The organism is Pseudomonas syringae, assembly GCF_000737245.1.
Lineage (GTDB): Bacteria > Pseudomonadota > Gammaproteobacteria > Pseudomonadales > Pseudomonadaceae > Aquipseudomonas > Aquipseudomonas syringae_J.
Genome location: NZ_JPQU01000041.1, coordinates 20593 through 43713, shown reverse-complemented (window position 1 = coordinate 43713; position 23121 = coordinate 20593). Strand labels below are relative to the sequence as shown.

The window sequence follows — 23121 nt, the reverse complement described above, 5'->3', positions numbered from 1 at the left end:
GTTTTGTTGGCGATGGTCCGTTTTTTTGCAGATATCTTCGATTCATGGCACTCCAGAGCAACGGTGCAGTCCTTCCATAGACAACCATCCATGCACTGCGGGGCAATCATGATCACCCTCCATCATCTCAACAACTCACGCTCACAGCGTATTCTGTGGCTGCTCGAAGAGCTCGACCTGCCTTACGAGATCAAGCGGTACCAGCGGGACTCAAAAACCAATCTCGCGCCACCTGAGCTCAAGGCCATTAATCCATTGGGTAAATCTCCGGTCATTGAAGACGGCCCGCACGTGCTGATCGAGTCCGGCGCCATCATCGACTACCTGATTCGCCGCCATGGCGATGGCCAGCTGCAACCGGATCCCGCCAGCGCTACCTACGACGAATACGTGCAATGGCTGCACTTCGCTGAAGGTTCAGCGATGTTGCCGTTGATGCTCAATTTGTACGTTGGCCGTTTGGGTGAGGCGGGCGCGCCGTTGCATCCTCGTATCGAATCGGAACTGGCTAACTACCTCGGTTATCTGAACGACGCCCTGGGCTTGACGCCCTACCTGCTGGGTGAAGAGTTGAGTGGCGCAGACATCCAGATGAGTTTCATCGGCGAATTCGCCAAAGCGCAACAGATGTTGCAGCCGTATCCGAATGTGCTGGCTTGGGTGCAGAGGTTCCAGGAGAGAGCCGCGTATCGCAAGGCTTTGGAACAGGGTGGCGAGTATCAGTTTGCCAAATAGAAGTTTGAGCCATGGGGCTGACGTGCCGGCCGTGCCCCTGGATTCACAGATACCTGAGGAGATGACCCGATGAACAATGACCAATTCAATCAGTACGATGCCGAACGCTTCCACCTCAAAGTTGCGGCAGAGCTGGGCATCAGCGTTGATGAGCTGAAAACCTGGATGATCAACGATATTGAGCGTGTCACCGAGGGTGGCAAGGAAGTGGGGCACATGGTGGTATTTCGTGAGTCGACGCCTGCCGAAGTGCTCGACAAGCTCCAGAACAAACAGAGTCAGTTCACCGCCATGACAGGTGTGATCGGTCACGAGTGATGGGCACTCCACCAACCCTGTGAGAGCGCTGCCTGATCTGGTCCGCAGCGGCTCGGCAGATAAACTGCGTTATCGTTCATCGTCGGAATGCCGCCCAGACCAAGCACCGCTCCAACAGAAAAACCACCGAATCTGTGGGAGATTCTATGCTCGCCTGCAATTACGTAGGACCGGCCGGGCGGCGCTCCGCTTTAGCCGGGAGAGCGGTATTTGCAGCGAAGGAGATGCAGCGACTGCACTGACGCCCTCCCGGCTAAAGCCGGTCCTACGGACTAACTTGATCCTGTGGGAGCGGTGCTTGGTCTGGGCGGCATTCCGACGATGAACGATGACGCGGCGTGCCTGGCTGACCGCGGCGCCTGGTTTGCGGGCAATCGTCTTATTCCGCAGTGTTCCCCTTTGACCCACAACGAGGCGCATCCGCCCCGGCGCTGTGCATCAGTGGTTTTGCACGTCCTGACCATTAATCCCTCTCATAACCTGCAGCCCTTTAGCTAGGGGCCTCGCCGTTGCCTGACAGATTTTCTAGATGGAAGTGGCCCGCGTCTTGCTCTGTGTAAATTACACATAAATGAAAGTTACACACCACCATGCCCAATCTCACGCTCACGCCAAGCCTTGGCTCCGATCCGGATGTGCCTGTTACCTCAGGGCATCGGATCAATTCGCTGATTGACCTGTGGTTAGGCGAGCAGCTACGCCAGCGCCGTAAATCGTTGGATAAGCCCTTGCGGCATGTCGCTCTCGCGGCAGGCATTTCCGTGAGTCTGTTGAGCCAGATCGAGCGCGGCTTGCGTTCTATTTCCCTACGCACGTTGAGCGCCTTGGCGCACGAACTGGAGTTGCCACTTGAAACCCTGATTCGCAACTCGCAGCCCCACAGCCATGATGCCGAAGGGTGGGTGGTGCGCGCCGGGCAACATCCACGCATCGAGTTGGCAGACAAGGGCATCCAGAAGGTGAACCTGACGCCGCCTGCCGCGCGGGGCCAGATGCAGATGTACCGCGCGCTGATAGCCCCCGGTGGTTCCACCGGTACGGAGTTGTTTTTCACCCAGCCAGGTGAACAGATCGGTTACGTGGTTCAGGGCCAATTGGAGCTCTGCATCAATGATCAGCTGCTCCGTCTGAACGGCGGCGACAGTTTTTGCTACGACAGCAGCATGCCGCGTCGCTGGCGCAATCCGGGAACCACCGAAACCGTCGTCATGTGGGGCGTGACGCAGATCGATCCATAAACGGCTGCTCGGGTTGCGGCTGTGCATCAGGCAGAAACCGGCTTCATGGGGATACATCTACTTTCACTTGAGGAACGCATATGAAAAGTCCATTGGCACTCGCCACATTGTTCTGCGCGCTGACCCTTTCTTTCACCGGTGCAGCTCACGCTGCCACGGTTTTGAAGGTCGCCTCTACGCCCACGGGTAGTCCGTTTACCTTCCTGGATACCAAGACCAACACCGTCGAAGGGGTGATGGTCGATATCGTCAAAGCGGTATCCGAGAAAGCCGGATTCGAGGTCCAGATCGAGGCCATGCCCTTTGCCTCGCTGATCGGTTCGCTGACGTCCAACCGGGTGGATCTGATTTCAGCGGCGATGTTCATCACGCCAACCCGTGAGAAAGTCGTCGATTTCTCGACGCCGATCTATAGCTATGGCGAAGGCGTCGTGGTGCCGGTCAGCGACACCACGGCTTACAACAGTTTTACCGAGATGAAAGGCAAGCGGGTTGGCGCTCAGGTGGGCACAGCTTTTGTTGAACCATTGCAAAAAAGCGGCTTGTTCAGCGAGGTCAAGCTGTATGAAACCACGGCGGATCTGATGCGCGACGCCAATGCCGGACGCATCGATGTGGGGGTGCTGGATTACCCGATCGCTGCCTACGCGATCAGCCAGAAGCACTTTCCAAGCTTGCGCCTGGTGAGCAGCTACAAAGCGACCATGCCCAACAACATCGGGATTGCGGGGCGTAAGGGCGATACCGAATTGATGGGCAAGATCAACACCGCGCTGGCTGCGCTCAAGGCTGACGGCAGCATCGATGCGATCCTCAAGAAGTGGGGGCTGTAAACCTGGTTTCCGCCATCAGGAACGATGACGTCGCGTGCAGCCTGTCGAGGGCAGCACGCCGGGGTCAGCGTTAACGATCATCGCGAACACGTTCGCCCCTACATCGAGTAGTTGATCAATGTCCGAGTTTCTCACCCAATCATGGCAATTTCTGCCGATCCTGTTGCAGGGCGCATGGCTGACCATTCAGGTGACCATCGGATCGCTGCTGCTATCAACGGTGCTCGGACTGGTCTGGGCAGCGATGCGGGTGTCCGGCGTCCCCGTCCTGGCCTGGATCAGTTCGGCCATCATCAACCTGCTGCGCGGTATCCCGATCATCGTGCTGCTGTTTTATATCTACTTCGTGATGCCCGATTTCGGTATCACCATGAGCGCCTTGCAGGCGGGGATCATTGGCCTGGGTATCGCCTATTCGGCTTATCAGGCAGAGAACTTTCGCGCCGGTATTGAAGCTGTCGATCGCGGCCAGCTTGAAGCCGCGCAATCCATGGGGATGGGCTGGTGGCTGATGATGCGCCGCGCCGTGTTGCCTCAAGCGGTGAAGATCGTGCTCCCGCCTTATGGCAACACCATGATCATGATGCTCAAGGACTCCTCGCAGGCCTCGACCATCACCGTCGCCGAGTTGGCGCTGCAAGGCAAACTCATCGCCACCTCGACCTTCCAGAACGCCACGGTATTCACACTGGTGGCGCTGCTTTATCTGATCATGTGCGTACCGCTGATTCTGTTGGTGCGTCATTTCGAAAAACGGGGTGGCAAATGATCGAGATTCGTTCACTGCACAAATCCTACGGCAGCCTGCAGGTGATCAAGGGCATTGATGCGTCGGTGGCCAAAGGTGAGGTGGTCTGCATTGTCGGCCCGTCCGGCTCTGGCAAGTCGACGATCCTGCGGTGTATCAATGGTCTGGAAAGCTATGAAGGCGGTGTGATCGAGATCGACGGCATCAAGGTCGAGCGTAAGTCAGCCACGATCAAGGCGATTCGCACTGAAGTGGCGATGGTCTTTCAGCGCTTCAACCTGTTCCCTCACCGGACGGTGCTGGAAAACGTCATTGAGGGGCCGGTGTACGTCAAAAAGGAAAACCGCGAACAGGCCATCAAACACGCCATGGAGCTCCTTGAAAGCGTAGGTCTGGCTGAAAAAGCCGAGGCTTTCCCCGCGCAGTTGTCGGGAGGGCAGCAGCAGCGAATCGCCATCGCCCGGGCACTGGCGATGCGACCCAAGGCGATCCTGTTCGACGAGCCCACTTCAGCCCTTGACCCGGAGCTGGTGGGCGACGTTCTGGATGTCATGCGCCGCCTGGCCGAGACTGGCATGACCATGGTCGTGGTGACCCACGAGATGCAGTTTGCCCGAGAGGTCGCGGATCGCGTCCTGTTCATCGACCAAGGCGTGGTCGTGGAGCAGGGGCCGTCCGCCGATGTGCTGAACAATCCGCAGCATTTGCGCACGCAGGATTTCCTGCGGCGCGTCCTTCATCCGATGTAAGCCCGAGGCCCGACGCATGACTCGTGAATATTTTCCATTGGGCCCGTCGCTATGGGCCGCCACCGCTGTCGATGCACCCCTGACGCAGCCCTTGGCGCAGGACGAGCAGGCCGACGTGGTGATCGTCGGCGCCGGGTTCTGTGGTTTGAGTACCGCGCTGCATCTGGCCGAGCAAGGGGTGCGTGTCGCCGTACTGGAAGCCAGGGAAGTCGGCTTCGGCGGTTCGGGGCGCAATGGCGGCCAGGTGATTCCGGGGCTTAAATACGATCCCAGTGAGCTGATCAGCAAAATGGGTGCCGATAAAGCCCAGCCCTTGATCGACTTCGCCGCTGGCACCGTCGACGCGGTGTTCAATCTGATCGACAAGCATCAGATGGATGTGCCCCATGTGCGCAACGGCTGGATTCAGGGTTCCCATACGCCGGCTGCGCTGAAACTGGCCGAGCGTCGGGTGCGGGACTGGAACGGGCAAGGGGTTGCAGCGAGGTTCCTTGATCGTGCCGAGACCGCTCGATTGCTGGGCACCGAAAAGTATCATGGCGGCTGGCTCGACCCTCGTGGCGGTGGCATTCAGCCTTTGAGTTACGTGCGAGGTCTGGCTCGGGCGGCGCTGGCGGCAGGGGTCAGAATCTACACCCATTCGCCGGTGGCCAGCCTCAAGGCCGGAGCTGGCAAATGGCAGGTCAAAACGGCACAGGGCTGTCAGATCAGCGCAGAACGAGTAGTGTTGTGCACTAACGGTTATACCGACGATCTGTGGCCGGACTTGCGCAAGACCATCATCGACGCCAACTCCTTCCAGGTTGCCACCGAGCCACTGCCCGAGGCGGTGCGCCGTACCATCTTGCCCGAAGGCCATGTCTCATCGGATGCGCGTAATCTGCTCCTGTATTACCGCATCGACCATACCGGTCGCTTGATGCTGGGCGGTCGCGGGACGTTTCAGGACCCGGATCCTTCCCGGACAGACCATTGGTCGCATCTGGAAAACGCTGTTCACAAGCTGTTTCCGCAGACAATTGGCGTGCCGTTTGCCTATCGCTGGTGTGGTCGGGTAGCGGTCACTCGCGACTATTTCCCGCACATTCACGAACCGGCACCGGGCTTGCTCATTGATATCGGTTGTCAGGGGCGCGGTGTCGGTCTGCAAACTCGAATGGGGCAGGCGCTGGCCAATTACGTGGTCAGCAACGACCGCAATGCGTTGCCAGTTGCGCCGACCGACATCAAGACCTTCCCTTTGTATGGCCTGCGGCGCGCTTACGTTGCTGCAGCAATTGCCTGGTACAAGATGACCGACGGGGGATTGTGAGGGTTGAAGGGTGTTACGGGTTATAACCAGCGGTTAGCATGACCCATGAAGCGAACCGAGGGTGGTTTGCAATCAATGCTGACTCAACGAGGCATCGCGTGAACGAATTTATTGCTCCGGTCGACCCGGCCAAGGCGTATCGGCTGTTGAATCATGGGCCGACGGTTCTGGTTTCGGCCAGGCATGACGGTGTGAACAACGTAATGGCCGCCGCCTGGGCCTGCGCTATGGATTTCATGCCTGCCAAGCTCACCGTGATCCTCGACAAAATTGCGGCAACCCGAGCGCTGGTGGAACACAGTGGCGTGTTCGTCATCCAGGTGCCGACTGTCGCGCAACTGCAACTGACCCATACGGTGGGCACCCGAAGTCTGGCCGACGAGCCAGACAAACTGAAGCGCGCCGACGTCGAGCTATTCTCGATGCCTGGCTTCGAGTTGCCCTTTGTTGCGGGTTGTTCGGCATGGCTGGCCTGCCGACTCATCCCCGAACCGCACAACCAGAGCACTTACGATTTGTTTATCGGCGAAGTGATTGGCGCATGGGCCGATACTCGAGTGTTCAAAGACGGACACTGGCTTTTTGAGGATGCCGATCCTGCGTTTCGCAGCCTGCACTACATCGCCGGCGGTCGTTTTTATGCGATTGGCGAGGCGTTGGATGTTGAGGGATAAGATTTTTCACATCCGTGTGGGAGATTCTATGTTGGCGCAAAAGGTGATGTGAGGACGTGGGACCGGCTTTAGCCGGGAAGGCGGCATTTCAGACGATAGATACGGTATGGATGTACTGGCCTCTTCCCGGCTGAAGCCGGTCCCACGTCGTTACATCCACTTTCGTGCCAACATGGAATCTCCTCTATACCCATCAAACCAGATACTTGTTGAACCAGCCCAACGTCCTTTCCCACGCCAGCCTGGCCGCCGCATCGTCGTAACGGGGCGTTGAGTCATTGTGGAAGCCGTGGTTGCAACCGGGGTAAACATACGCCTCGTAGGTTTTGCCCGCGGCTTTCAATGCCTGATCGTACGCCGCTGCGCCTTCGTTGATGCGGGTGTCCAGTTCTCCGTAATGGATAAGCAGCGGCGCCTTGATTTTCGGCACATCTTCGGCCTTGGCTTGACGACCATAAAACGGCACGGCTGCGGCCAGTTCCGGGTAAGCCACGGCTGCCGCATTGGCAACGCCACCGCCGTAGCAGAAGCCGGTGATGCCGACTTTTCCGGTAGTTGACTCGTGTTTCATCATCCATTCGATGGCAGCGAAAAAGTCGTTCATCAACTTCTCCGGGTCCACTGTCTGCTGCAGGTCCTTACCCTTTTCATCATTACCGGGGTAACCACCGACGGAGCTTAGGCCGTCGGGGGCCAGGGCGATGAAACCGGCTTTGGCTACACGCCGGGCGACATCCTCGATGTACGGATTGAGCCCGCGATTTTCATGAACCACCACCACAGCGGGCAACTTACCGCTGGCCTTGGCGGGACGGACCAGATAGGCGCGCACTTGGCCGTGGCCTTTGGGGGAGGGGTAGGTGACGTATTCGGCGACGATGTCCGGGTCGGTGAATTCCACCTGTTGGGCCAGAGCGTAGTTCGGACTCAAGGAGGCGAGCACTGCACTCGCGGTCAAGCCAAATGCCGTGAAAGCAGCAGCACGATCCAGAAACTGGCGGCGGTTGATCTTGCCATGGGCGTAGTAGTCGTAGAGCTCAAGCAGTTCAGGGGAAAAATCTTTCGCGGTGAGACGCTCCATCTGTTCGCTCCTTTTTCGGTCAATCGGATGATTAAAGCAGCCTTTGGTGTCTGGGCAAATGCGTTCGGTAAAGTCTATGCCGCTGCCGCGGATCGCCCCGGATTCACGCGCAAGGTATGATGTCGACCGCGCTGGGCCGATGTCGGCTGCCCGGAGCAAGTCTTAAAGTCTGGAGTCGCCATCTCGATGTTCACTGTCACCCGCTTCGAAGCCCCACCCTCCGAGCTGATCAAGAGCCAGATCATGCAGATGGTGGTCGATTACGTCACTGACATCAGCATGGTGAACATCGCGCCCAGCAATCCCCTCTACAGCCTTTATCAATACGGGGTCGGCTTTGAGGTCCACCTCTATATCGAGGGCATGGACGGCGCTAAAGGGATTGCTGCAGAGTTGATTGTGGTGCTGGATGCCGATGAGCCGGACAAAGTCGTCGGCTTTCTGCTGTATTTGCCGGTCAAGGATGATCCCCAGGCGTGTACGGTCGCCTACATGGCAGTGCAGGCCAACCGACGGCGTCAGGGTGTGGCGCGGGCCATGCTCAGGGATATGACCGGGCGCTATCCCCATGCGGAGCTTGCCTGTCGCCCGGCTGCGGTGCCGCGCTTCGAAGCCATGGGCTTTCAGGTGCTGGCAGCCCGCGGCCCTCAGGTCCTGATGAACACCCGGGATCACGGCACTGACGGGCTGGTCGCTGTTCTGGATGTTGCGCCGATCTACAATTCGCTGGAGATTCGGCAAATTCATTCTTATTTACTTCAGCAGCACGGAAAACGGCCGATGATAGAAGCCGAGAAACAGCGTGATCGGCATCTTGATCAATTGACGCGACAGGCCAGAGCGCTGGTTGACGCCCGTTTGAGACCGGCTTCGAACGATACACATAACTGAACGCACGTTTGATTATGGGTAAAAGTTCGCTCCGCAACCTCTATCCGATTACAATTGCGGTTCGCGGTTCCCGAAACACGTGTACATGTGTGCTTAACCTCGCATAATTTTCTGATGCCACAAATATCAGATGTTGTTCCGTGAAAGACCTGGGTACTGGTTGTAACAAGGTTGTCGGCGCTGTTTATACCGACGATGTACCAAGAGATTCGATGTCACTCAGCAGCTGAAAACAATGGCAAACAAGAAGTCAGCTCAGGAGAGACAAGAGAGTGAGGTCGATCACAATCTGTCGGCCTTGTATGTCCGCCCGCCAGTCCTGTCAATTGCCGCAGCTCACGAAATGCCGCGTCGCATTGCGTGAAGCAAGGCAGCTTATGCTGAAGACTGATGGGGGGATGACGTTCTATCCTGGAAATCACAGTATGTTAAAAAAAGTGAACACGGCCCTGCTGGGCCTGGCGATGTCGATGGGACTTACGCCTTTGCATGCAGCTGAAGCAAAAAAAGTTGATGTGTTGCTGATTGGCGGCGGCATCATGAGCGCTACCTTGGGTACATGGCTCAACGAGCTGGAGCCGACCTGGACCATGGAAATGGTCGAGCGCCTCGACAAAGTGGCCGAAGAAAGCTCCAACGGCTGGAACAACGCCGGTACCGGTCACTCCGCCCTGGCTGAGTCGAACTACACCCCTTGGGGTAAAGACGGCAAGATCGAGATTGCCAAAGCAATCGAGATCAACGAGCAGTTCCAAGTCACTCGTCAATTCATGTCGTGGCAGGTCAAGAACGGCGTGCTGAAGAATCCGCACTCGTTCATCAACTCCACTCCGCACATGAGCTTCATGTGGGGCGACGATAACGTCAAGTTCCTCAAGGCTCGCTACGAGGCGCTGAAAACCAGCCCGTTGTTCGGCGGCATGCTGTACAGCGAAGATCAGGCGCAGATCAAGCAGTGGGTTCCACTGATGATGGAAGGCCGTGATCCAAGCCAGAAAATCGCCGCTACCTGGTCGCCACTCGGCACCGACGCGAACTGGGGCGAAGTCACTCGCCAATACGTTGCCAACCTGCAGACCAAGCCTGTCTTCGACCTGAAGTTGTCGAGCGAAGTCCAGGAAATCACCCGCAACAAAGACGGCAGCTGGCACGTCGAGTACAAAAACCTGAAAGATGGCAGCAGCCACGGCACAGACGCGAAGTTCGTGTTTGTCGGCGCTGGCGGCGGCGCGTTGAAGCTGCTGCAGAAAGCAGACATCCCTGAAGCGCGCGAATACGGCGGCTTCCCGGTGGGCGGTTCGTTCCTGGTTACTGAAAACCAGGACCTGGCCCTGCAGCACATGGCGAAAGCCTACGGTATCGCCTCCACTGGCGCGCCACCCATGTCCGTGCCGCACCTGGATACGCGTGTCCTGGACGGCAAGCGCATGATCCTGTTTGGGCCATTCGCGACTTTCTCCACCAAGTTCCTCAAGGAAGGCTCTTACCTTGACCTGCTGTCGACCACCACGACTCATAACGTGTGGCCGATGACCAAGGTGGGTATTGAGCAATATCCGCTGATCGAATACCTGGCGGGCCAGTTGATGATGTCGGATGACGACCGCTTCAACGCGCTGAAAGAGTACTTCCCGCATGCCAAGAAAGAAGACTGGCGCTTGTGGCAAGCCGGTCAGCGCGTGCAGATCATCAAGCGTGATGCTGAGAAAGGCGGTGTGTTGAAGTTGGGTACCGAGGTTGTTTTCTCGCAAGACCGCTCCATCGCGGGCCTGTTGGGCGCGTCGCCAGGCGCCTCGACTGCACCTCCGATCATGATCGATGTGCTTGAGAAGGCTTTCAAAGACAAGGTTGCTACTCCAGAGTGGCAAGCTAAGATGCGCCAGATCGTTCCGAGCTACGGCACCAAGCTCAACGGTTCTCCAGAGCGCGTTCAGCAGTCGTGGGATTACACTGCTGAAGTTCTGCAGTTGACCAAGCCACCCGTGCTCGACCCGGCGGCTTACCCTGCTGCCAGCGCTGCACCGGCAAAACCGGCCAAGCCAGCGGCCAGCAACGCTGCACAGGATATGGCGCTGTAACACGCCTTATCGTCAGCAGGATCGGCTTCAGGTTGTAAGCAATGGCCACTTGAACCCCGAACCAGAAACCCGGCACAGCCTTTACGGCGGTGCCGGGTTTTTTTTTTGTCGCAGCCAACTCAAGGACCAAGAAATCAATTCGCATAGATGCAGCAAGTAGGCTATGTTGTGGGACGTCGTATAACTAATCTTTAAAAAAGATGCAGACTGCGACGTTAACCGTACTTAATTAACAATAATAAGGAATAACCATGAATAAGCGTTTCAGGCTGGCAGTCGGGTTTGCGTGTTTGTTAGGTGGTTATATGGGCGTGGCTCAGGCGTCGGATCAAAGTGACGTGGAGCAGGCCGTCGATAAGCTGACTCAGGCAATGTGGCATAAAGACATTGCGCAACTTCAGGCATTGACTGCCGATAACCTTACCTATGGTCACTCCAGCGGCAACATCCAGGACAAGAAAGCCTTCATCGCGGATATCGAGACCGGGAAAAGCGCCTTCAACGAACTGAAGATGCTCAATCAGAAAATCACGATGTCTGATGACGTCGCCCTGGTGCGTAATCATTTCTCTGCCCAGGCGGTTAACAGCGGGAAGGTCGTGCCGACTGAAATCGAAAACTTCCAGATTTGGCAGAAGCAAGACGGCAAATGGCTGTTGATTGGTCGCCAGGCGTTCAAGTTTTGATCTGAACAAAAACACCGCCTGATCGTTCATCGCGAACAAGCTCACGCCTACAGTTAATCCCAAACCTGTGGGAGCGGTGCTTGCCCGCGATGAGAGTGCCTCGGTTTGTCAGGCTAATCACGTGGGAAGCGCACTCTACTGCCGATCAGCCAACCGCGCAGGTGTTCAGCCGAAATGCGAAGGCTCCTGTGGAGTTTTTTCCGGCCCCGCCATGCTTTGACTCAGGAACCCCCATTCCTCTGCGGACTCAAGGCTGACAATCCGATCAATACCGACCAGCGCGGCGAGGTTGACCGTGGTAGGAGGGATGGCCTGCCGGCGGTTTACGCAATAGAAGACTTTGACTTTGGGCATCAGCAACGACTTCTCATGTTGCTCGGTTACCACGCCAATAACGCCGCTTTGCAGGCGCACCAGGGCACCCACCGGATAAATGCCGACGCATTTGACGAACGCCTGAAATACCTTCGCATCAAAATGACCTTGCCACTGCGCCATGCGATGGATCGCCTCCGCGGGCCCCCAGGCTGATTTATAAGGGCGATCAGAGGTCACAGCGTCATACACGTCACACACTGCACCCATGCGGGCGAACAGGCTGATCTGAGTTCCCGCCAATCGATGGGGATAGCCTGTGCCGTCGATTTTTTCATGATGATGCAGGCAGACGTCTACGACCCGCGCGCTGAAGTGTTGGCTCAGCCCCAGCATGTTGGCGCCTGCCATGGCGTGATTGCGCATGGTTGTGAACTCGGCGTCGGTCAGCGCGCCCGGTTTGTTGAGGATGGTCAGCGGGATCACGACCTTGCCCACGTCATGCATCAGGCCGGCGATACCCGCATCTTGAACCAGATTCTCAGGTAGCCCGAGCTGGCGGGCGAGGGCGATCATCAACGCGCAAACCGCAACCGAATGCATGTAAGTGTATTCATCGCAGGTTTTCAGGCGCGCAAGGCTGATGAGGGCATCGGGATGCCGCGATAGCGAACTGGAAATCTCCCCGACCAGTTCGCTGACCTGTTCCATCTCGATGACCTGGCCCATTCTCAAGTCGCTGAACATCTTCTCAACTGCGGCCTTGGCGTGTGAGCACAGCTTGACTGCCCTGGACATCTCCTGATTAAGGGCGACTCGGTCAGGGATCGGCTTGCTCGCCATGGCCTGCAAAATGGGGGGCAGAGCAGGGTCGAGCTGCGTGGTCGTGCTCGGGGGCAGGCCGATGCCACGGCTTTCATCGATCCACACCTCAGCCACTTTGGTGTCGAGAATCCGCTGCAAGTCATGCACGTTCGTGAGCATGAAACCGTTTTTCCAGAATGACTGCTCTATCCCTGAGCCACAGAATTCGTGTACGTACATCCCGAGACGAAGCTCGGTCACAGAGATATGTTTCAGCACGATGGTTACTCGCTTTTGTTATCGCTGAGTGTGGGTGATCGGTGGATTGGCCAATCACTCCGCGTCCTGCTTCGCTAGACTGAAAACCTGGCAACCAAGCGGTTCAGATCCACCGCCAGTAGCGATAACTCACTACTGGCCAACGCGGTCTGGCCCGCTGCCGACGCGCTCTGTGCAGACAGGTCACGAATGCTCACCAGATTCTGATCGACTGAGCGAGCAACTTGCGCCTGCTGCTCTGAAGCAGTGGCAATTAACAGGTTTCGTTCGTTGATGTCGGAAATGGATGTGGTTATCTGGTCAAGTGCTACACCGGCTTCATGGGCAATCTGCAGCGTGGAACCGGCCTCTTGTGTGCTTTGTTTCATGGACTGTACGGCAAGGTGCGAATCTTTCTGAATGCCCTGGATCATTTGCTCGATTTCCCGGGTCGAGGTTTGGGTTCGATGGGCCAGAGCTCTGACTTCATCAGCCACTACTGCAAAACCGCGCCCCTGTTCGCCGGCCCTGGCTGCCTCAATGGCGGCGTTCAACGCCAGCAGGTTGGTTTGATCGGCAATCGAACCAATCACATCCAGTACCTTGGCGATGTGCTGCGCCTGGTCAGCCAGGCCTTCGACCTCCACACCGGTCCGCTCTACGGTGGCGCTGAGCCTTTCCAGTGAGGCGATTGTCTGGCTGACGCGCTCCTGGCCGGTATGTGCCGCTCGCTCGGAGGTTTGTGTGGATTGCGAGGCCGACACTGCGTTGCGGGCGACTTCTTCCACCGCGGCCGTCATCTCGTTGACTGCCGTTGCTGCCTGCTCGGTCTCCATGTTCTGCCGCTGAATGCCGCTATTTGACTCCCGGGTAATCGAGCTCATCTGCTCTGCCGCAGAGGCCAATTGCCCCGACGAGTCGCAAATGTGCTGAATGGTGCCTTTGAGGCTGGCCAGCATGGTCGCCGTTGCAGTCTGTAACTCAGTCAGTTCATCTGTACCGCTTATTTCAACAGTGGCCCGCAGATCGCCGTCGGCAATCTTGCGGGTGGTGACCAGCAATGTCTGAATAGGCCGCGTAATGCTGCGGGTAAACGTTACAGCGACCAACACAGTGATAATCACTGCAATGACAATGAATAGTATTGAGATATTACGACCACTGGAGAAACTCTGATCGGCCGTCAAACCCGACCGGTCTGCGCCTTTCTGATTAATATCAATCAATGCCTCAATGGACGCTTGCAAAGCCAGCGCCTGAGGTTTGGTAGTGTCCTGAATAAAGAGCGCCATTTCCTGGTAGGTACGGGTTTTACTTAACTCGATGAGTTCATCTATTTTGTTTTGATAAGCGTTCGCATTGGCCTGCACCGTATTGAAAAGTTGTTGTTCTGCAGGATCGGACACCAACCGCGCATAATCCTTGATGACACTATTCAAGTTGGCTTTGAGCTGGGTGATTTTTTTGATTGAGGCGTCGCTCTGACGAGCATCGTCCATGACTAACCGTCTGGCATCCAAGCGATACAGCAGCATCGCGACTTCTATCCGGCCAGCCTGCCTGACGCTGGGCATCCAGTTGTCGTTCAGATCGGAAGCCGCCTCATGGATGCTGTTCATTTTGAACAGTGTGGCGACACCCAATCCGATCAATAGCAGGCAAATGATGCCGAAGCTCAACAGGGCTCGGGTGGTAAGTTTTATGTTTCTTATATTCATGGCGGGATACCTCTGGTTCGACAACGCGCTAGCCTGATATTCACTGAGCTGAATGGTGGCTACGTGACATCATAGTATCCCCCGCGATGTAAAAAAAACATTATGCGGATGAAAAAAGTTAGTGGTGCTGACGGGACAGTTGTTGGAGGCTCCAGCAGTAATGACACTGATTCTGTTTAGCGATCAATTAAAGTTGCAAAGCTAACTAACTATATAAGTAAGACCACCATTTAATTCTTGGCAGTCGCGGTAGTGTCTTTAAACACCAACGCCTTAAGCCCACCTTCAACTTCCGCATCAGGAAATTCCGGCGGGTTATCCAGTCGACATTCGAACTTCAGCGTCGGGGCCTCGACGGCGGTGTGGTCGATGAGGAAGTCAGAACCCAGGCTCGGCTCGTTCATGCAAGCCAGCACTTGTCCACCCGGCGCAAGTAAATCCGGCATGCGTCGCAGGACTTTCTGGTAATCCTTGTCGAGCAGGAAACTGCCGCGCTGGAAGGACGGGGGATCGATGATGATCAGGTCATAGGGACCAGACTTCTTGACCTTGCCCCAGGACTTGAAGAGTTCGTGATCGAGAAATGTCACCCGACGCAGATCGTGCTGGTTGAGACGATGGTTTTCCCGCCCGCGAGTCAGCGCCGCACGTGACATATCCAGGTTGACCACATGCTCGGCACCTCCGGCAATCGCCGCCACCGAGAAGCCGCAGGTGTAGGCGAACAGATTCAATACCCGCTTGCCCTGTGCTTGATCTCGCACCCAGTCCCGGCCATAGCGCATGTCCAGAAACAGTCCGCAATTCTGCTTTTTACCCAGATCGATGATGAACTGCAGGCCGCTTTCCGTGATGTTCCACTGCTCGACACGCTCGCCCAGCAGCCATTCAGTGGTGCTTTCCGGCAGATAGCGATGTTGCAATAACAACGTATGAGCCTGGCTGTGATGCCATTGAGGGGTTTGCGTCAGATCCAGCAGCAAGCAGTTCAGCGCCTCAAGTTCTGCCTGCGCCGGTTCACGGAACAGTGAAACCAGCAGCACGCCCTGCATCCAGTCAGCGGTGATGTGTTCAAGGCCTGGCCACACGCGGCCCCGGCCATGAAACAGGCGACGTGTTTCAGTCGGGACTTTTTGCAGGGCATCGAGTAGCTGCTGATTAAGGATTGCGAGTGCTTCTGGGGTCATGGCGCAGGGTTCAGTGTCCGAAGGGCGCGACATGGTAAACGCATTTGCGCCGCTTCGGGCAAAGGCCTCAGCTCTGGCCGCTGATCAGGTACAGGCAAATCGACAGGGTGATCAGCGAACCCAGGGTCGAAATCAGGATCGTGCTGGACACCAGCGAGGCTTCGCGCTTGTAGTACTCGGCAAGCATGAACGGTCCGGTGCCGGTGGGCAGGGCGCTGAGCAGCAGCGCGGCATTGGCCCACAGCAGAGGAACGTCGAATACGTGAAACACCAATACCCAGGTCAGCAGTGGATGCAGGATCAGTTTGATCAGCACCAGCAGCGAGGTGCCATGCCGCGGTCCTTGCTGTTTCTCCGCCAGAAACAGACCCAAGGCAATCAACGCGCAGGGACTGGTTGCGGCACCCAGCAGGCTCAGCAGTTTATCCAGCGCTGCGGGCAAGGGTGCACCGCTGCTGGCCCATAACGCGCCGAGTATTGGCGAAACCACCATGGGATTTTTGGCCAGCGCCAGAAACACTTTAAGGGCAATGCGGTGGGGTTGGCGTTCTGTCTGCAAGCCGATTTCAACGCAGACCAGCGCCAGGGCGAACAGTACGCAGACCACCAGCAATGAAGCGATCAAAGCGGGTTCCAGCCCGCCCTGGCCCAACACCATCACGCACAGAGGGATGCCGATGTAGCCGGTATTGGCATAAGAGCCACCGAGGGCATCGATGCTCGCATCGGCCAGATTGGTACCTTTCTTCCAGCGCAATAACAGGGTGACGGCGAACACCGCCAGGGTGCTCAAGGTGAAGGCTATGACGAAGCCCGGATGCCAGATCTGCTCCCAGGTGGACGTTGCGGTGACACTGAACAGCAACGCTGGCAGACACAGCCACACGACCATGCGGTTGATTTCCGAAGCTGCATTCGGCCCAAGGCGATGGGTACGGCGACAGATGAAACCCAGCAGGATCAGGGCGAAAATCGGCAGCAGCACATTAAGAACAGAGAACATCCAGACCAGACCCATAGCACGCTAACGAACCCGCAGATTAAGGACGAAAATCGTTAGCGTCCAATCTATTTTTCCGTGTGCCCGGTCCCTGCCGAAGTATTGCCAGCGGTCGCCCATGACCGATTGGGGCTGCGGCTCTGTTAAGATCGCCGCCTTGATTTGCGAGGTGTGACATGAGCGAGCCGATTCGTCTGACCCAATACAGCCATGGTGCAGGATGTGGCTGCAAGATTTCCCCTCAGGTCCTGGAAGTGATTCTGGCGGGCAGTGGCGCGCAGAATCTGGACCCTAAACTGTGGGTCGGCAACACCTCACGGGATGATGCGGCGGTCTACGCCATCGACGATGAGCGTGGCGTCGTGTCGACTACTGACTTCTTCATGCCCATCGTCGATGATCCTTACGACTTCGGCCGCATCGCCGCCACCAATGCCATCAGTGATATCTACGCCATGGGCGGTGATCCGCTGATGGCCATTGCAATTCTGGGCTGGCCGGTAAACGTGCTTGCCCCTGAGATTGCCCGTGAAGTGATTCGCGGCGGCCGCGCGGTCTGTGATGCGGCGGGCATCCCTCTGGCTGGCGGGCATTCGATTGATGCGCCTGAGCCAATCTTCGGTCTGGCGGTAACCGGGCTGGTCGAGAAGCGTTTCATGAAGCGCAACGACACCGCGACCGTTGGCTCCAAGCTGTACCTGACCAAGCCGGTGGGCATCGGCATCCTGACCACGGCCGAGAAAAAAGGCCTGCTGCGCGCCGAAGACCAGGGGGTAGCACGGGACATGATGTGCACCCTGAACAAGCCTGGCAGTCGTTTCGGCAAGCTGGCCGGAGTCACGGCGATGACCGACGTCACCGGCTTCGGTCTATTGGGGCATCTGGTGGAGATGGCCGACGGCAGTCAGCTGACGGCACGCCTGGACTATGCTGCTGTGCCGCGTCTGGCCAGTGTCGGATTTTACATCGAACAAGGCTGTGTGCCGGGCGGCACTCTGCGCAACTTCGACAGCTACGGCCAGCGGATCAATCTTTTGAGCGATGCACAGAAAATGCTGCTCTGTGACCCACAAACCAGCGGTGGCCTGCTGATTGCGGTGGCACCAGACGAGCAGCCGACGTTCCTTGCCCTGGCGCAGGAGCTGGGCCTTGAACTGGCGGTGATTGGCGAATTCGTTGAGCGACAGCGTCTCGCGGTAGAGGTGTTCTGATGCGCGACAACAGCGCCGACTACCGCGATATCTTCCTCAATGACGTCCCCCTGATGGACGTCCGCGCCCCGGTTGAATTCCACAAAGGCGCTTTCCCGCTGGCAATCAGTCGGCCTTTGATGAACGACCTTGAGCGCGAGCAGGTTGGCACCAGCTACAAGCAGCAGGGGCAGGAGGCGGCGATCAAGCTGGGCCACGAACTGGTCAGCGGGTCGGTCAAACAACAGCGGATCGAAAGCTGGGCGGCATTTGCCAAAGCGCACCCGCAAGGGCTTTTGTACTGTTTTCGCGGCGGCTTGCGCTCGCAAATCACCCAGCAGTGGCTCAAAAGCGAGGCGGGCATTGAATATCCGCGTGTCATTGGCGGCTACAAGGCGCTACGCAGCTACCTGATTGAAGTCACTGATCAGGCGGTTGCCGAGTGCGATTTCGTGCTGATCGGCGGGCTGACGGGCTCGGGCAAGACCGAGGTTTTGACTCAGCTGAATAACGCACTTGATCTGGAAGGCCACGCCAATCATCGCGGCTCGAGTTTCGGCAAGCATGCAACACCGCAACCGGCCCAGATCAGTTTTGAAAACGCTTTGGCCATCGACATCCTGAAAAAGCGCGCCAACGGCATCAATCAGTTTGTGCTCGAAGATGAAGGCCGTGTGGTGGGCAGCCGAGCCATTCCGCTGGAGCTGTTTCGCGGCATGCAGCAGTACCCGATGGTCTGGCTGGAAGAGACGTTTGAGGCGCGGGTCGAGCGAATTCTCAAGGACTACGTCATTGACCTCTGCGCCGAGTACATTCAGGTACAAGGCATCGAGACAGGCTTCGGTGTTTTTGCCGAGCGTTTGCGCGAAAGCCTGGCGAGCATCCTCAAGCGCCTTGGCGGCGAACGTTACCAGCGTCTGGCGATACTGATGGACGAGGCCCTGATCGAGCAGGAAAAGTCTGGTTCGGTAGAGCTGCATCGAAGCTGGATCAGCGGCCTGCTGGGCGAGTACTACGACCCGATGTACGCCTTCCAGCGTGACAGCAAAGGTGCGCGCATCGAGTTTGCCGGCGATCACGGCGCAATCCTGGAGTATCTACAGGATCGCCGCAACCGCCGGGGTTGATCAGAGCACTACGATGGCCAGCAACCCGCTGAGGATGCCCACCAGCATCGTCAGCAGCGCCACCGTCACCAGCACTCTGGCGTCGAACGACTTACGCAGCATCAACAATGACGGCAGGCTGATACTCGGCAATGTCATCAGAAGTGCCACACCGGGACCCACGCCCAAACCCAGGGACAGCATGGTCTGCACGATAGGGATTTCCGCCGCTGTCGGGATCACGAACAGCGTGCCGACCACGGCAAGGATTACCAGCCAGAGCAGGCTGTTACCCATGGACATGTCGATGTGCGGGAACAGCCAGACTCGAGCCGCACCCAGGATCAATACCGCCAACACGTAAATCGGAATAGTGCTCCAGAACAGCTGCCAGAGCGTCCGGGCCCAGCGGTTCAGGAAGCCTTGCTGATCGACCTCAGTGGCCTGCGCAGCCGCTTCCAGCGCTTGTTCCGGAACCGCTTCAGGGCGAGCGATGCGCTGGGCGATCAACGACACACCGATAACCAGAATCAGCCCAGCGACCAAACGCAGAGCGGTAAATTCCCAGCCCAGCACGAAGCCCATGAACACCAGAGTTGCCGGGTTCAGCACCGGGTTTGCGATCCAGAACGCCAGAGCGGCGCCCACCGAAACCTGCTGGCGACGCAAGCCTGCGGCCACGGGGGCGGCGCAGCAGCTGCACATCATGCCGGGCAATGCGAACAGGCCGCCACGGACCGTGGAACCCAGGCCGGCACGGCCAAACAGTCGAAGTAACCAGTCCCGGGGGATCAGCACTTGCAGCAGGGAGCCGAGAATCACCGCCAGCACTGCAGCTTTCCAGATCGCCAGAAAGTACACCTGGGCATAAGCCAGTGCGGCGGCGACGGGAGAGGTCAACTGATCGTTGATGATCGATGCGCCGATGCTGTGGCTGTCGGCGGCGACAAATGACTTGAGGTAGTAGGGCGACCATTTGACGTAATACAAGCCGATAGCAGCGACGGCAAGAAACAGCAAGGGTTTCCACCAGAACGACCAGCCGCGGGTCGCGGAGGTGGTAGAGAGGCTGGACATGGGGTGATTCCGGACAGTAGGGGACAGCGCTGCATGATAACAGCCGTCGGCTTGTGTGAGAGGTATACGCGCGGACTAACCGCCTTGTTGTTAACGATGACGCGGTATCGCTAACCCCGTGGGATCGGCTTCACCCGGGAAGACGGCATTTCAGACGATGAATATTGAGTGGATGTACTGGCCTCTTCCCGGCTGAAGCCGGTCCCACGTCATCCTATGGCACCGTCCATCCACTCAGCGTCCAGCGTAAGCAGATCGTCACACTCGCTGCCTAGCCTTGAATGCTGCATCTCACATTCAACGCGAGGGCCTGCCATGACCGCCGTAGAGTCGAACTTGATGGATGATCATCAGATCAAAACGGCGCTGCGTCGCCTGTCGTTCCTGCGAGTCAAGATGGAAGCCGCCGCGCAGCTGCCAATCGAGAGCATGCAGGTGCATCCCGATTATCTGGACAGCGCCCGCAATCTGCTCGGCTATCTTGCACTGCGCCGCCACGACATTCGCCCGCTGCAACGTCAATTGGCAGAACTAGGGCTTTCTTCATTGGGCCGCTGCGAAGCCAACAGCCTGGCCGCTGTGGACCGTCTGATCGACGTGCTGCGGCGCCTGACGCCAGGAGAAGGGGCGAAGGATATATCCGGCACTATGTTGTCCGGGCTCGGTGAGCAGCGCCTGATCCAGCATGCCGACCAGCTCTTCGGCGGTCCGGCACCTGAGCGTGGCATTCGGATCATGGTGACCATGCCTCGAGAGGCCGCGACCGAGCCTGAGCTTGTCAGTGCGCTGGTGCAGGCCGGTATGGACTGCCAGCGCATCAACTGCGCTCATGATGAGCCTGATACCTGGCTGAAAATGATTGAAAACGCCCGTGCGGCTGCCGACAAATTGGGCAAGTCCTGTCAGGTCATGATGGATCTCGCCGGACCCAAGCTGCGAACCGGACAGATCCAGCCCGGTCCAGCAGTGGTGAAAATCCGTCCCGAGCGGGATGATTTCGGTCGGGTGGTGACACCGGCCAAAGTCTGGCTCTCAGTAGATCCAGTGGCCGCATCTGAAGCTGATTATTACTTGCAGTTGCCGGACAAGTGGCTAGCCCAGTTGCAGGTCGGGGACGAGTTGCAATTCAACGATGCGCGGGATTCCAGCCGCACGTTGCAGGTCATTGAGGTGTCCGAGCAGGGCTGCTGGGCCGAGCTGCGCAAGACGGCCTACATCATCCCCGGCATTGAGCTGTATCTGAAGAAGCCCAAGGCACGGAAAAAGTCCGCGCGGGTTACGGCTGTTCCGTTACCTGAGCGAAGCATTCTCCTGCACGAAGGCGATGTGCTGTTGCTGACACAAGATACCGAAAGCGGCCACCCTGCCGTGCGCGATGTGGCAGGCAAAGTTCTGACACCGGCGCGAATCGGTTGCACCCTGGCCCAGGTATTCGAAGATTTACGCCCTAATGAAAGCGTCTGGTTCGACGATGGCAAGATCGGCGGGCGTATTCAGTCCGTGCAGAAAGACCTTGTCTGCGTGCGCATTACCCACGCACCCGGCGGTGCCAAGCTCAAGAGCGACAAGGGCATCAATTTACCGGACAGCGATCTCAAGCTGGACGCGTTGTCTGAAGAGGACCTGAAAGCGCTGGAGTTCGCCAGCCAGCATGCGGACGCCGTGGAGCTGTCTTTCATCAACAGTCCGGAGGACGTCAGGTCGTTGCTCGCCCACCTGGACAGGCTGCAAGCGAGGCACCTGGGAATTGTCTTGAAAATCGAAACCCGGCGCGGCTTTGAAAACCTTGCCGCGCTATTGCTGGCCGGTATGCAAAGCCCGCGATTGGGGGTGATGATCGCCCGGGGCGATCTGGCGGTGGAGAACGGCTTTGAACGGACAGCAGAGTTGCAGGAAGAGATTCTGTGCATTTGCGAAGCGGCGCATGTTCCAGTGATCTGGGCCACTCAGGTCCTGGATACGCTGGCCAAGACCGGCGCGGCAACCCGTGCTGAGATCACTGATGCGGCCATGGGCGTGCGAGCGGAGTGCGTGATGCTCAACAAGGGACCGCATATTATCGAGGCTATCGGCACCCTGGATGATTTGCTGGTCCGCATGCAGGCCCACCGCAGCAAGAAGCGTGACCTGCTGCGCAAGCTCAATGTGGCTGAGCAAAGCGCCTGAACAGATGTTCAGGCGGGTTCGGCGCTGTTAATAAAGCTGCGGAATGATCAACTCGTTCGGTGTCGGAACACGGCTGTAGTCTTCGCGCCGCTGACGCTGGGGCAGCTCAATGGCGGGTTGTTCCACTTCTTCGTAGGGCATCTGACCGAGAAGGTGATGGATGCAATTCAGACGGGCCTTTTTCTTGTCGTCGGCCTGGACCACCCACCACGGCGCTTCAGCGATGTGGGTGCGCTCGAGCATGATTTCCTTGGCTTTGGTGTAGTCCTCCCAGCGGCGACGGGACTCAAGGTCCATCGGGCTGAGCTTCCATTGCTTGAGGGGGTCATGGATACGGCTGAGAAAGCGCAGGTGCTGTTCCTGATCGGAGATCGAGAACCAGTATTTGATCAATTGAATGCCTGAGCGAGCCAGCATTCGTTCGAACTCGGGCACGGTGCGGATGAATTCGTCGTATTGGTCGTCATCGCAGAAACCCATGACCCTTTCGACTCCAGCGCGGTTGTACCAGCTGCGGTCGAACAACACGATTTCGCCGGCGGCGGGGAGGTGCGAAACGTAGCGCTGGAAATACCATTGGGTCCGTTCGCGATCATTCGGGGCTGGCAGCGCGGCGACGCGGCAGACCCGAGGATTCAGACGCTGTGTGATGCGCTTGATGACGCCGCCCTTGCCCGCTGCGTCGCGGCCTTCGAAGAGAATCACTACTTTGTGCCCGGTCTTTACGACCCAGCTTTGCAGCTTGACCAATTCCCCTTGCAGGCGGAACAGCTCGCTGAAATACAGCCGCCGCGCCTGCTTTTCGTCATCGCTGTGGATGTCGCTTTCGAACAGCTTGTCCAGGCTGTATTCGTCTTCTGCCAGCTCCAGCTCAAGTTCTTCATCGTTATGATCAAGCAGTTCACGATGGATACGACGCGCCAGGTTTTCTTGAGTAGGGGACATGTTGCGCGCTCA

The 23121-nt window shown here is 57.6% G+C and carries 21 protein-coding genes; 14 read left to right on the top strand and 7 right to left on the bottom strand.

What is annotated here, in order from left to right:
* Nucleotides 1–108 precede the first annotated feature (108 nt).
* The 8 genes from IV01_RS10530 to IV01_RS10560 all read left to right on the top strand — a co-directional run bounded on the left by IV01_RS10530 (nucleotide 109) and on the right by IV01_RS10560 (nucleotide 6607).
* The gene (locus IV01_RS10530; protein WP_032629312.1) at nucleotides 109–735 is read left to right on the top strand and encodes a glutathione S-transferase family protein; all 627 of its coding nucleotides are present in this window, start codon (nucleotides 109–111) and stop codon (nucleotides 733–735) included.
* 69 nt (nucleotides 736–804) lie between these two features.
* Nucleotides 805–1053, top strand: coding sequence for a hypothetical protein (locus IV01_RS10535; protein ID WP_032629310.1), 249 nt, complete (start codon nucleotides 805–807; stop codon nucleotides 1051–1053).
* A 590-nt stretch (nucleotides 1054–1643) separates the two neighbouring features.
* On the top strand, nucleotides 1644–2291 hold the full coding sequence (locus tag IV01_RS0125180; RefSeq protein ID WP_050507685.1) for a cupin domain-containing protein: 648 nt from the start codon (nucleotides 1644–1646) through the stop codon (nucleotides 2289–2291).
* A gap of 80 nt (nucleotides 2292–2371) precedes the next feature.
* A complete protein-coding gene (locus tag IV01_RS10540) occupies nucleotides 2372–3124 on the top strand; it encodes an ABC transporter substrate-binding protein (protein ID WP_032629308.1) in 753 nt (250 codons plus the stop codon).
* 118 nt (nucleotides 3125–3242) lie between these two features.
* The gene (locus tag IV01_RS10545; protein WP_032629307.1) at nucleotides 3243–3893 is read left to right on the top strand and encodes an amino acid ABC transporter permease; all 651 of its coding nucleotides are present in this window, start codon (nucleotides 3243–3245) and stop codon (nucleotides 3891–3893) included.
* Entirely contained in the window at nucleotides 3890–4621 is a 732-nt protein-coding gene (locus tag IV01_RS10550; protein WP_032629306.1) for an amino acid ABC transporter ATP-binding protein, read from the top strand. The genes IV01_RS10545 and IV01_RS10550 overlap by 4 nt, the downstream gene beginning before the upstream one ends.
* Nucleotides 4622–4637: 16 nt before the next feature.
* The gene (locus tag IV01_RS10555) at nucleotides 4638–5933 is read left to right on the top strand and encodes an NAD(P)/FAD-dependent oxidoreductase (protein WP_032629304.1); all 1296 of its coding nucleotides are present in this window, start codon (nucleotides 4638–4640) and stop codon (nucleotides 5931–5933) included.
* 98 nt (nucleotides 5934–6031) lie between these two features.
* Entirely contained in the window at nucleotides 6032–6607 is a 576-nt protein-coding gene (locus IV01_RS10560) for a flavin reductase family protein (protein ID WP_032629302.1), read from the top strand.
* Nucleotides 6608–6800: 193 nt separating this feature from the next.
* Here IV01_RS10560 and yghX read toward each other — a convergent pair whose 3' ends face one another.
* Nucleotides 6801–7688, bottom strand: coding sequence for a YghX family hydrolase (gene yghX / locus IV01_RS10565; RefSeq protein WP_032629301.1), 888 nt, complete (start codon nucleotides 7686–7688; stop codon nucleotides 6801–6803).
* 186 nt (nucleotides 7689–7874) lie between these two features.
* On the opposite strand from yghX, the gene IV01_RS10570 reads away from it, so the two are divergent.
* The 3 genes from IV01_RS10570 to IV01_RS10580 all read left to right on the top strand — a co-directional run bounded on the left by IV01_RS10570 (nucleotide 7875) and on the right by IV01_RS10580 (nucleotide 11343).
* Nucleotides 7875–8579 (top strand): GNAT family N-acetyltransferase, encoded by a 705-nt coding sequence (locus tag IV01_RS10570; protein ID WP_032629299.1) that lies wholly within the window; start codon nucleotides 7875–7877, stop codon nucleotides 8577–8579.
* A 425-nt stretch (nucleotides 8580–9004) separates the two neighbouring features.
* Nucleotides 9005–10657, top strand: a complete 1653-nt coding sequence (gene mqo, locus IV01_RS10575; RefSeq protein WP_032629296.1) for a malate dehydrogenase (quinone) — start codon at nucleotides 9005–9007, stop codon at nucleotides 10655–10657.
* 251 nt (nucleotides 10658–10908) lie between these two features.
* A complete protein-coding gene (locus tag IV01_RS10580; RefSeq protein WP_032629294.1) occupies nucleotides 10909–11343 on the top strand; it encodes a nuclear transport factor 2 family protein in 435 nt (144 codons plus the stop codon).
* 165 nt (nucleotides 11344–11508) lie between these two features.
* Here IV01_RS10580 and IV01_RS10585 read toward each other — a convergent pair whose 3' ends face one another.
* From IV01_RS10585 to IV01_RS10600, 4 genes are all read right to left on the bottom strand, one after another.
* A complete protein-coding gene (locus tag IV01_RS10585) occupies nucleotides 11509–12741 on the bottom strand; it encodes an HD-GYP domain-containing protein (RefSeq protein ID WP_032629292.1) in 1233 nt (410 codons plus the stop codon).
* Between the two features lie 74 nt (nucleotides 12742–12815).
* Nucleotides 12816–14438, bottom strand: a complete 1623-nt coding sequence (locus IV01_RS10590) for a methyl-accepting chemotaxis protein (protein WP_032629290.1) — start codon at nucleotides 14436–14438, stop codon at nucleotides 12816–12818.
* A 230-nt stretch (nucleotides 14439–14668) separates the two neighbouring features.
* Nucleotides 14669–15625: a class I SAM-dependent methyltransferase gene (locus IV01_RS10595; RefSeq protein ID WP_032629342.1), complete on the bottom strand. Its 957-nt coding sequence runs from the start codon at nucleotides 15623–15625 to the stop codon at nucleotides 14669–14671.
* 67 nt (nucleotides 15626–15692) lie between these two features.
* Nucleotides 15693–16628 carry an AEC family transporter gene (locus tag IV01_RS10600; protein WP_032629341.1) on the bottom strand — a complete coding sequence of 312 codons (936 nt, stop codon included), beginning with the start codon at nucleotides 16626–16628 and terminating at the stop codon, nucleotides 15693–15695.
* A 173-nt stretch (nucleotides 16629–16801) separates the two neighbouring features.
* Here IV01_RS10600 and selD point away from each other — a divergent pair, with 173 nt between their 5' ends.
* Nucleotides 16802–17836 carry a selenide, water dikinase SelD gene (gene selD, locus IV01_RS10605; protein WP_032629288.1) on the top strand — a complete coding sequence of 345 codons (1035 nt, stop codon included), beginning with the start codon at nucleotides 16802–16804 and terminating at the stop codon, nucleotides 17834–17836.
* Nucleotides 17836–18942, top strand: a complete 1107-nt coding sequence (gene mnmH, locus IV01_RS10610) for a tRNA 2-selenouridine(34) synthase MnmH (protein ID WP_032629286.1) — start codon at nucleotides 17836–17838, stop codon at nucleotides 18940–18942. The genes selD and mnmH overlap by 1 nt, the downstream gene beginning before the upstream one ends.
* Here mnmH and IV01_RS10615 read toward each other — a convergent pair whose 3' ends face one another.
* Nucleotides 18943–19998 carry a permease gene (locus IV01_RS10615; protein WP_032629284.1) on the bottom strand — a complete coding sequence of 352 codons (1056 nt, stop codon included), beginning with the start codon at nucleotides 19996–19998 and terminating at the stop codon, nucleotides 18943–18945.
* A gap of 315 nt (nucleotides 19999–20313) precedes the next feature.
* Here IV01_RS10615 and IV01_RS10620 point away from each other — a divergent pair, with 315 nt between their 5' ends.
* Nucleotides 20314–22164, top strand: a complete 1851-nt coding sequence (locus tag IV01_RS10620) for a pyruvate kinase (RefSeq protein WP_050507681.1) — start codon at nucleotides 20314–20316, stop codon at nucleotides 22162–22164.
* Nucleotides 22165–22191: 27 nt separating this feature from the next.
* Here IV01_RS10620 and ppk2 read toward each other — a convergent pair whose 3' ends face one another.
* Nucleotides 22192–23109, bottom strand: coding sequence for a polyphosphate kinase 2 (gene ppk2, locus IV01_RS10625; RefSeq protein ID WP_032629283.1), 918 nt, complete (start codon nucleotides 23107–23109; stop codon nucleotides 22192–22194).
* Nucleotides 23110–23121: the final 12 nt, after the last annotated feature.

Bases quoted from the DNA above. Each gene is read 5' to 3' on its own strand.
- IV01_RS10530 (WP_032629312.1), top strand. From the start codon at position 109: ATGATCACCCTCCATCATCTCAACAACTCACGCTCACAGCGTATTCTG.
- IV01_RS10535 (WP_032629310.1), top strand. From the start codon at position 805: ATGAACAATGACCAATTCAATCAGTACGATGCCGAACGCTTCCACCTC.
- IV01_RS0125180 (WP_050507685.1), top strand. From the start codon at position 1,644: ATGCCCAATCTCACGCTCACGCCAAGCCTTGGCTCCGATCCGGATGTG.
- IV01_RS10540 (WP_032629308.1), top strand. From the start codon at position 2,372: ATGAAAAGTCCATTGGCACTCGCCACATTGTTCTGCGCGCTGACCCTT.
- IV01_RS10545 (WP_032629307.1), top strand. From the start codon at position 3,243: ATGTCCGAGTTTCTCACCCAATCATGGCAATTTCTGCCGATCCTGTTG.
- IV01_RS10550 (WP_032629306.1), top strand. From the start codon at position 3,890: ATGATCGAGATTCGTTCACTGCACAAATCCTACGGCAGCCTGCAGGTG.
- IV01_RS10555 (WP_032629304.1), top strand. From the start codon at position 4,638: ATGACTCGTGAATATTTTCCATTGGGCCCGTCGCTATGGGCCGCCACC.
- yghX (WP_032629301.1), bottom strand. From the start codon at position 7,688: ATGGAGCGTCTCACCGCGAAAGATTTTTCCCCTGAACTGCTTGAGCTC.
- IV01_RS10570 (WP_032629299.1), top strand. From the start codon at position 7,875: ATGTTCACTGTCACCCGCTTCGAAGCCCCACCCTCCGAGCTGATCAAG.
- mqo (WP_032629296.1), top strand. From the start codon at position 9,005: ATGTTAAAAAAAGTGAACACGGCCCTGCTGGGCCTGGCGATGTCGATG.
- IV01_RS10580 (WP_032629294.1), top strand. From the start codon at position 10,909: ATGAATAAGCGTTTCAGGCTGGCAGTCGGGTTTGCGTGTTTGTTAGGT.
- IV01_RS10590 (WP_032629290.1), bottom strand. From the start codon at position 14,438: ATGAATATAAGAAACATAAAACTTACCACCCGAGCCCTGTTGAGCTTC.
- IV01_RS10595 (WP_032629342.1), bottom strand. From the start codon at position 15,625: ATGACCCCAGAAGCACTCGCAATCCTTAATCAGCAGCTACTCGATGCC.
- IV01_RS10600 (WP_032629341.1), bottom strand. From the start codon at position 16,628: ATGTTCTCTGTTCTTAATGTGCTGCTGCCGATTTTCGCCCTGATCCTG.
- selD (WP_032629288.1), top strand. From the start codon at position 16,802: ATGAGCGAGCCGATTCGTCTGACCCAATACAGCCATGGTGCAGGATGT.
- mnmH (WP_032629286.1), top strand. From the start codon at position 17,836: ATGCGCGACAACAGCGCCGACTACCGCGATATCTTCCTCAATGACGTC.
- IV01_RS10615 (WP_032629284.1), bottom strand. From the start codon at position 19,998: ATGTCCAGCCTCTCTACCACCTCCGCGACCCGCGGCTGGTCGTTCTGG.
- IV01_RS10620 (WP_050507681.1), top strand. From the start codon at position 20,314: ATGACCGCCGTAGAGTCGAACTTGATGGATGATCATCAGATCAAAACG.
- ppk2 (WP_032629283.1), bottom strand. From the start codon at position 23,109: ATGTCCCCTACTCAAGAAAACCTGGCGCGTCGTATCCATCGTGAACTG.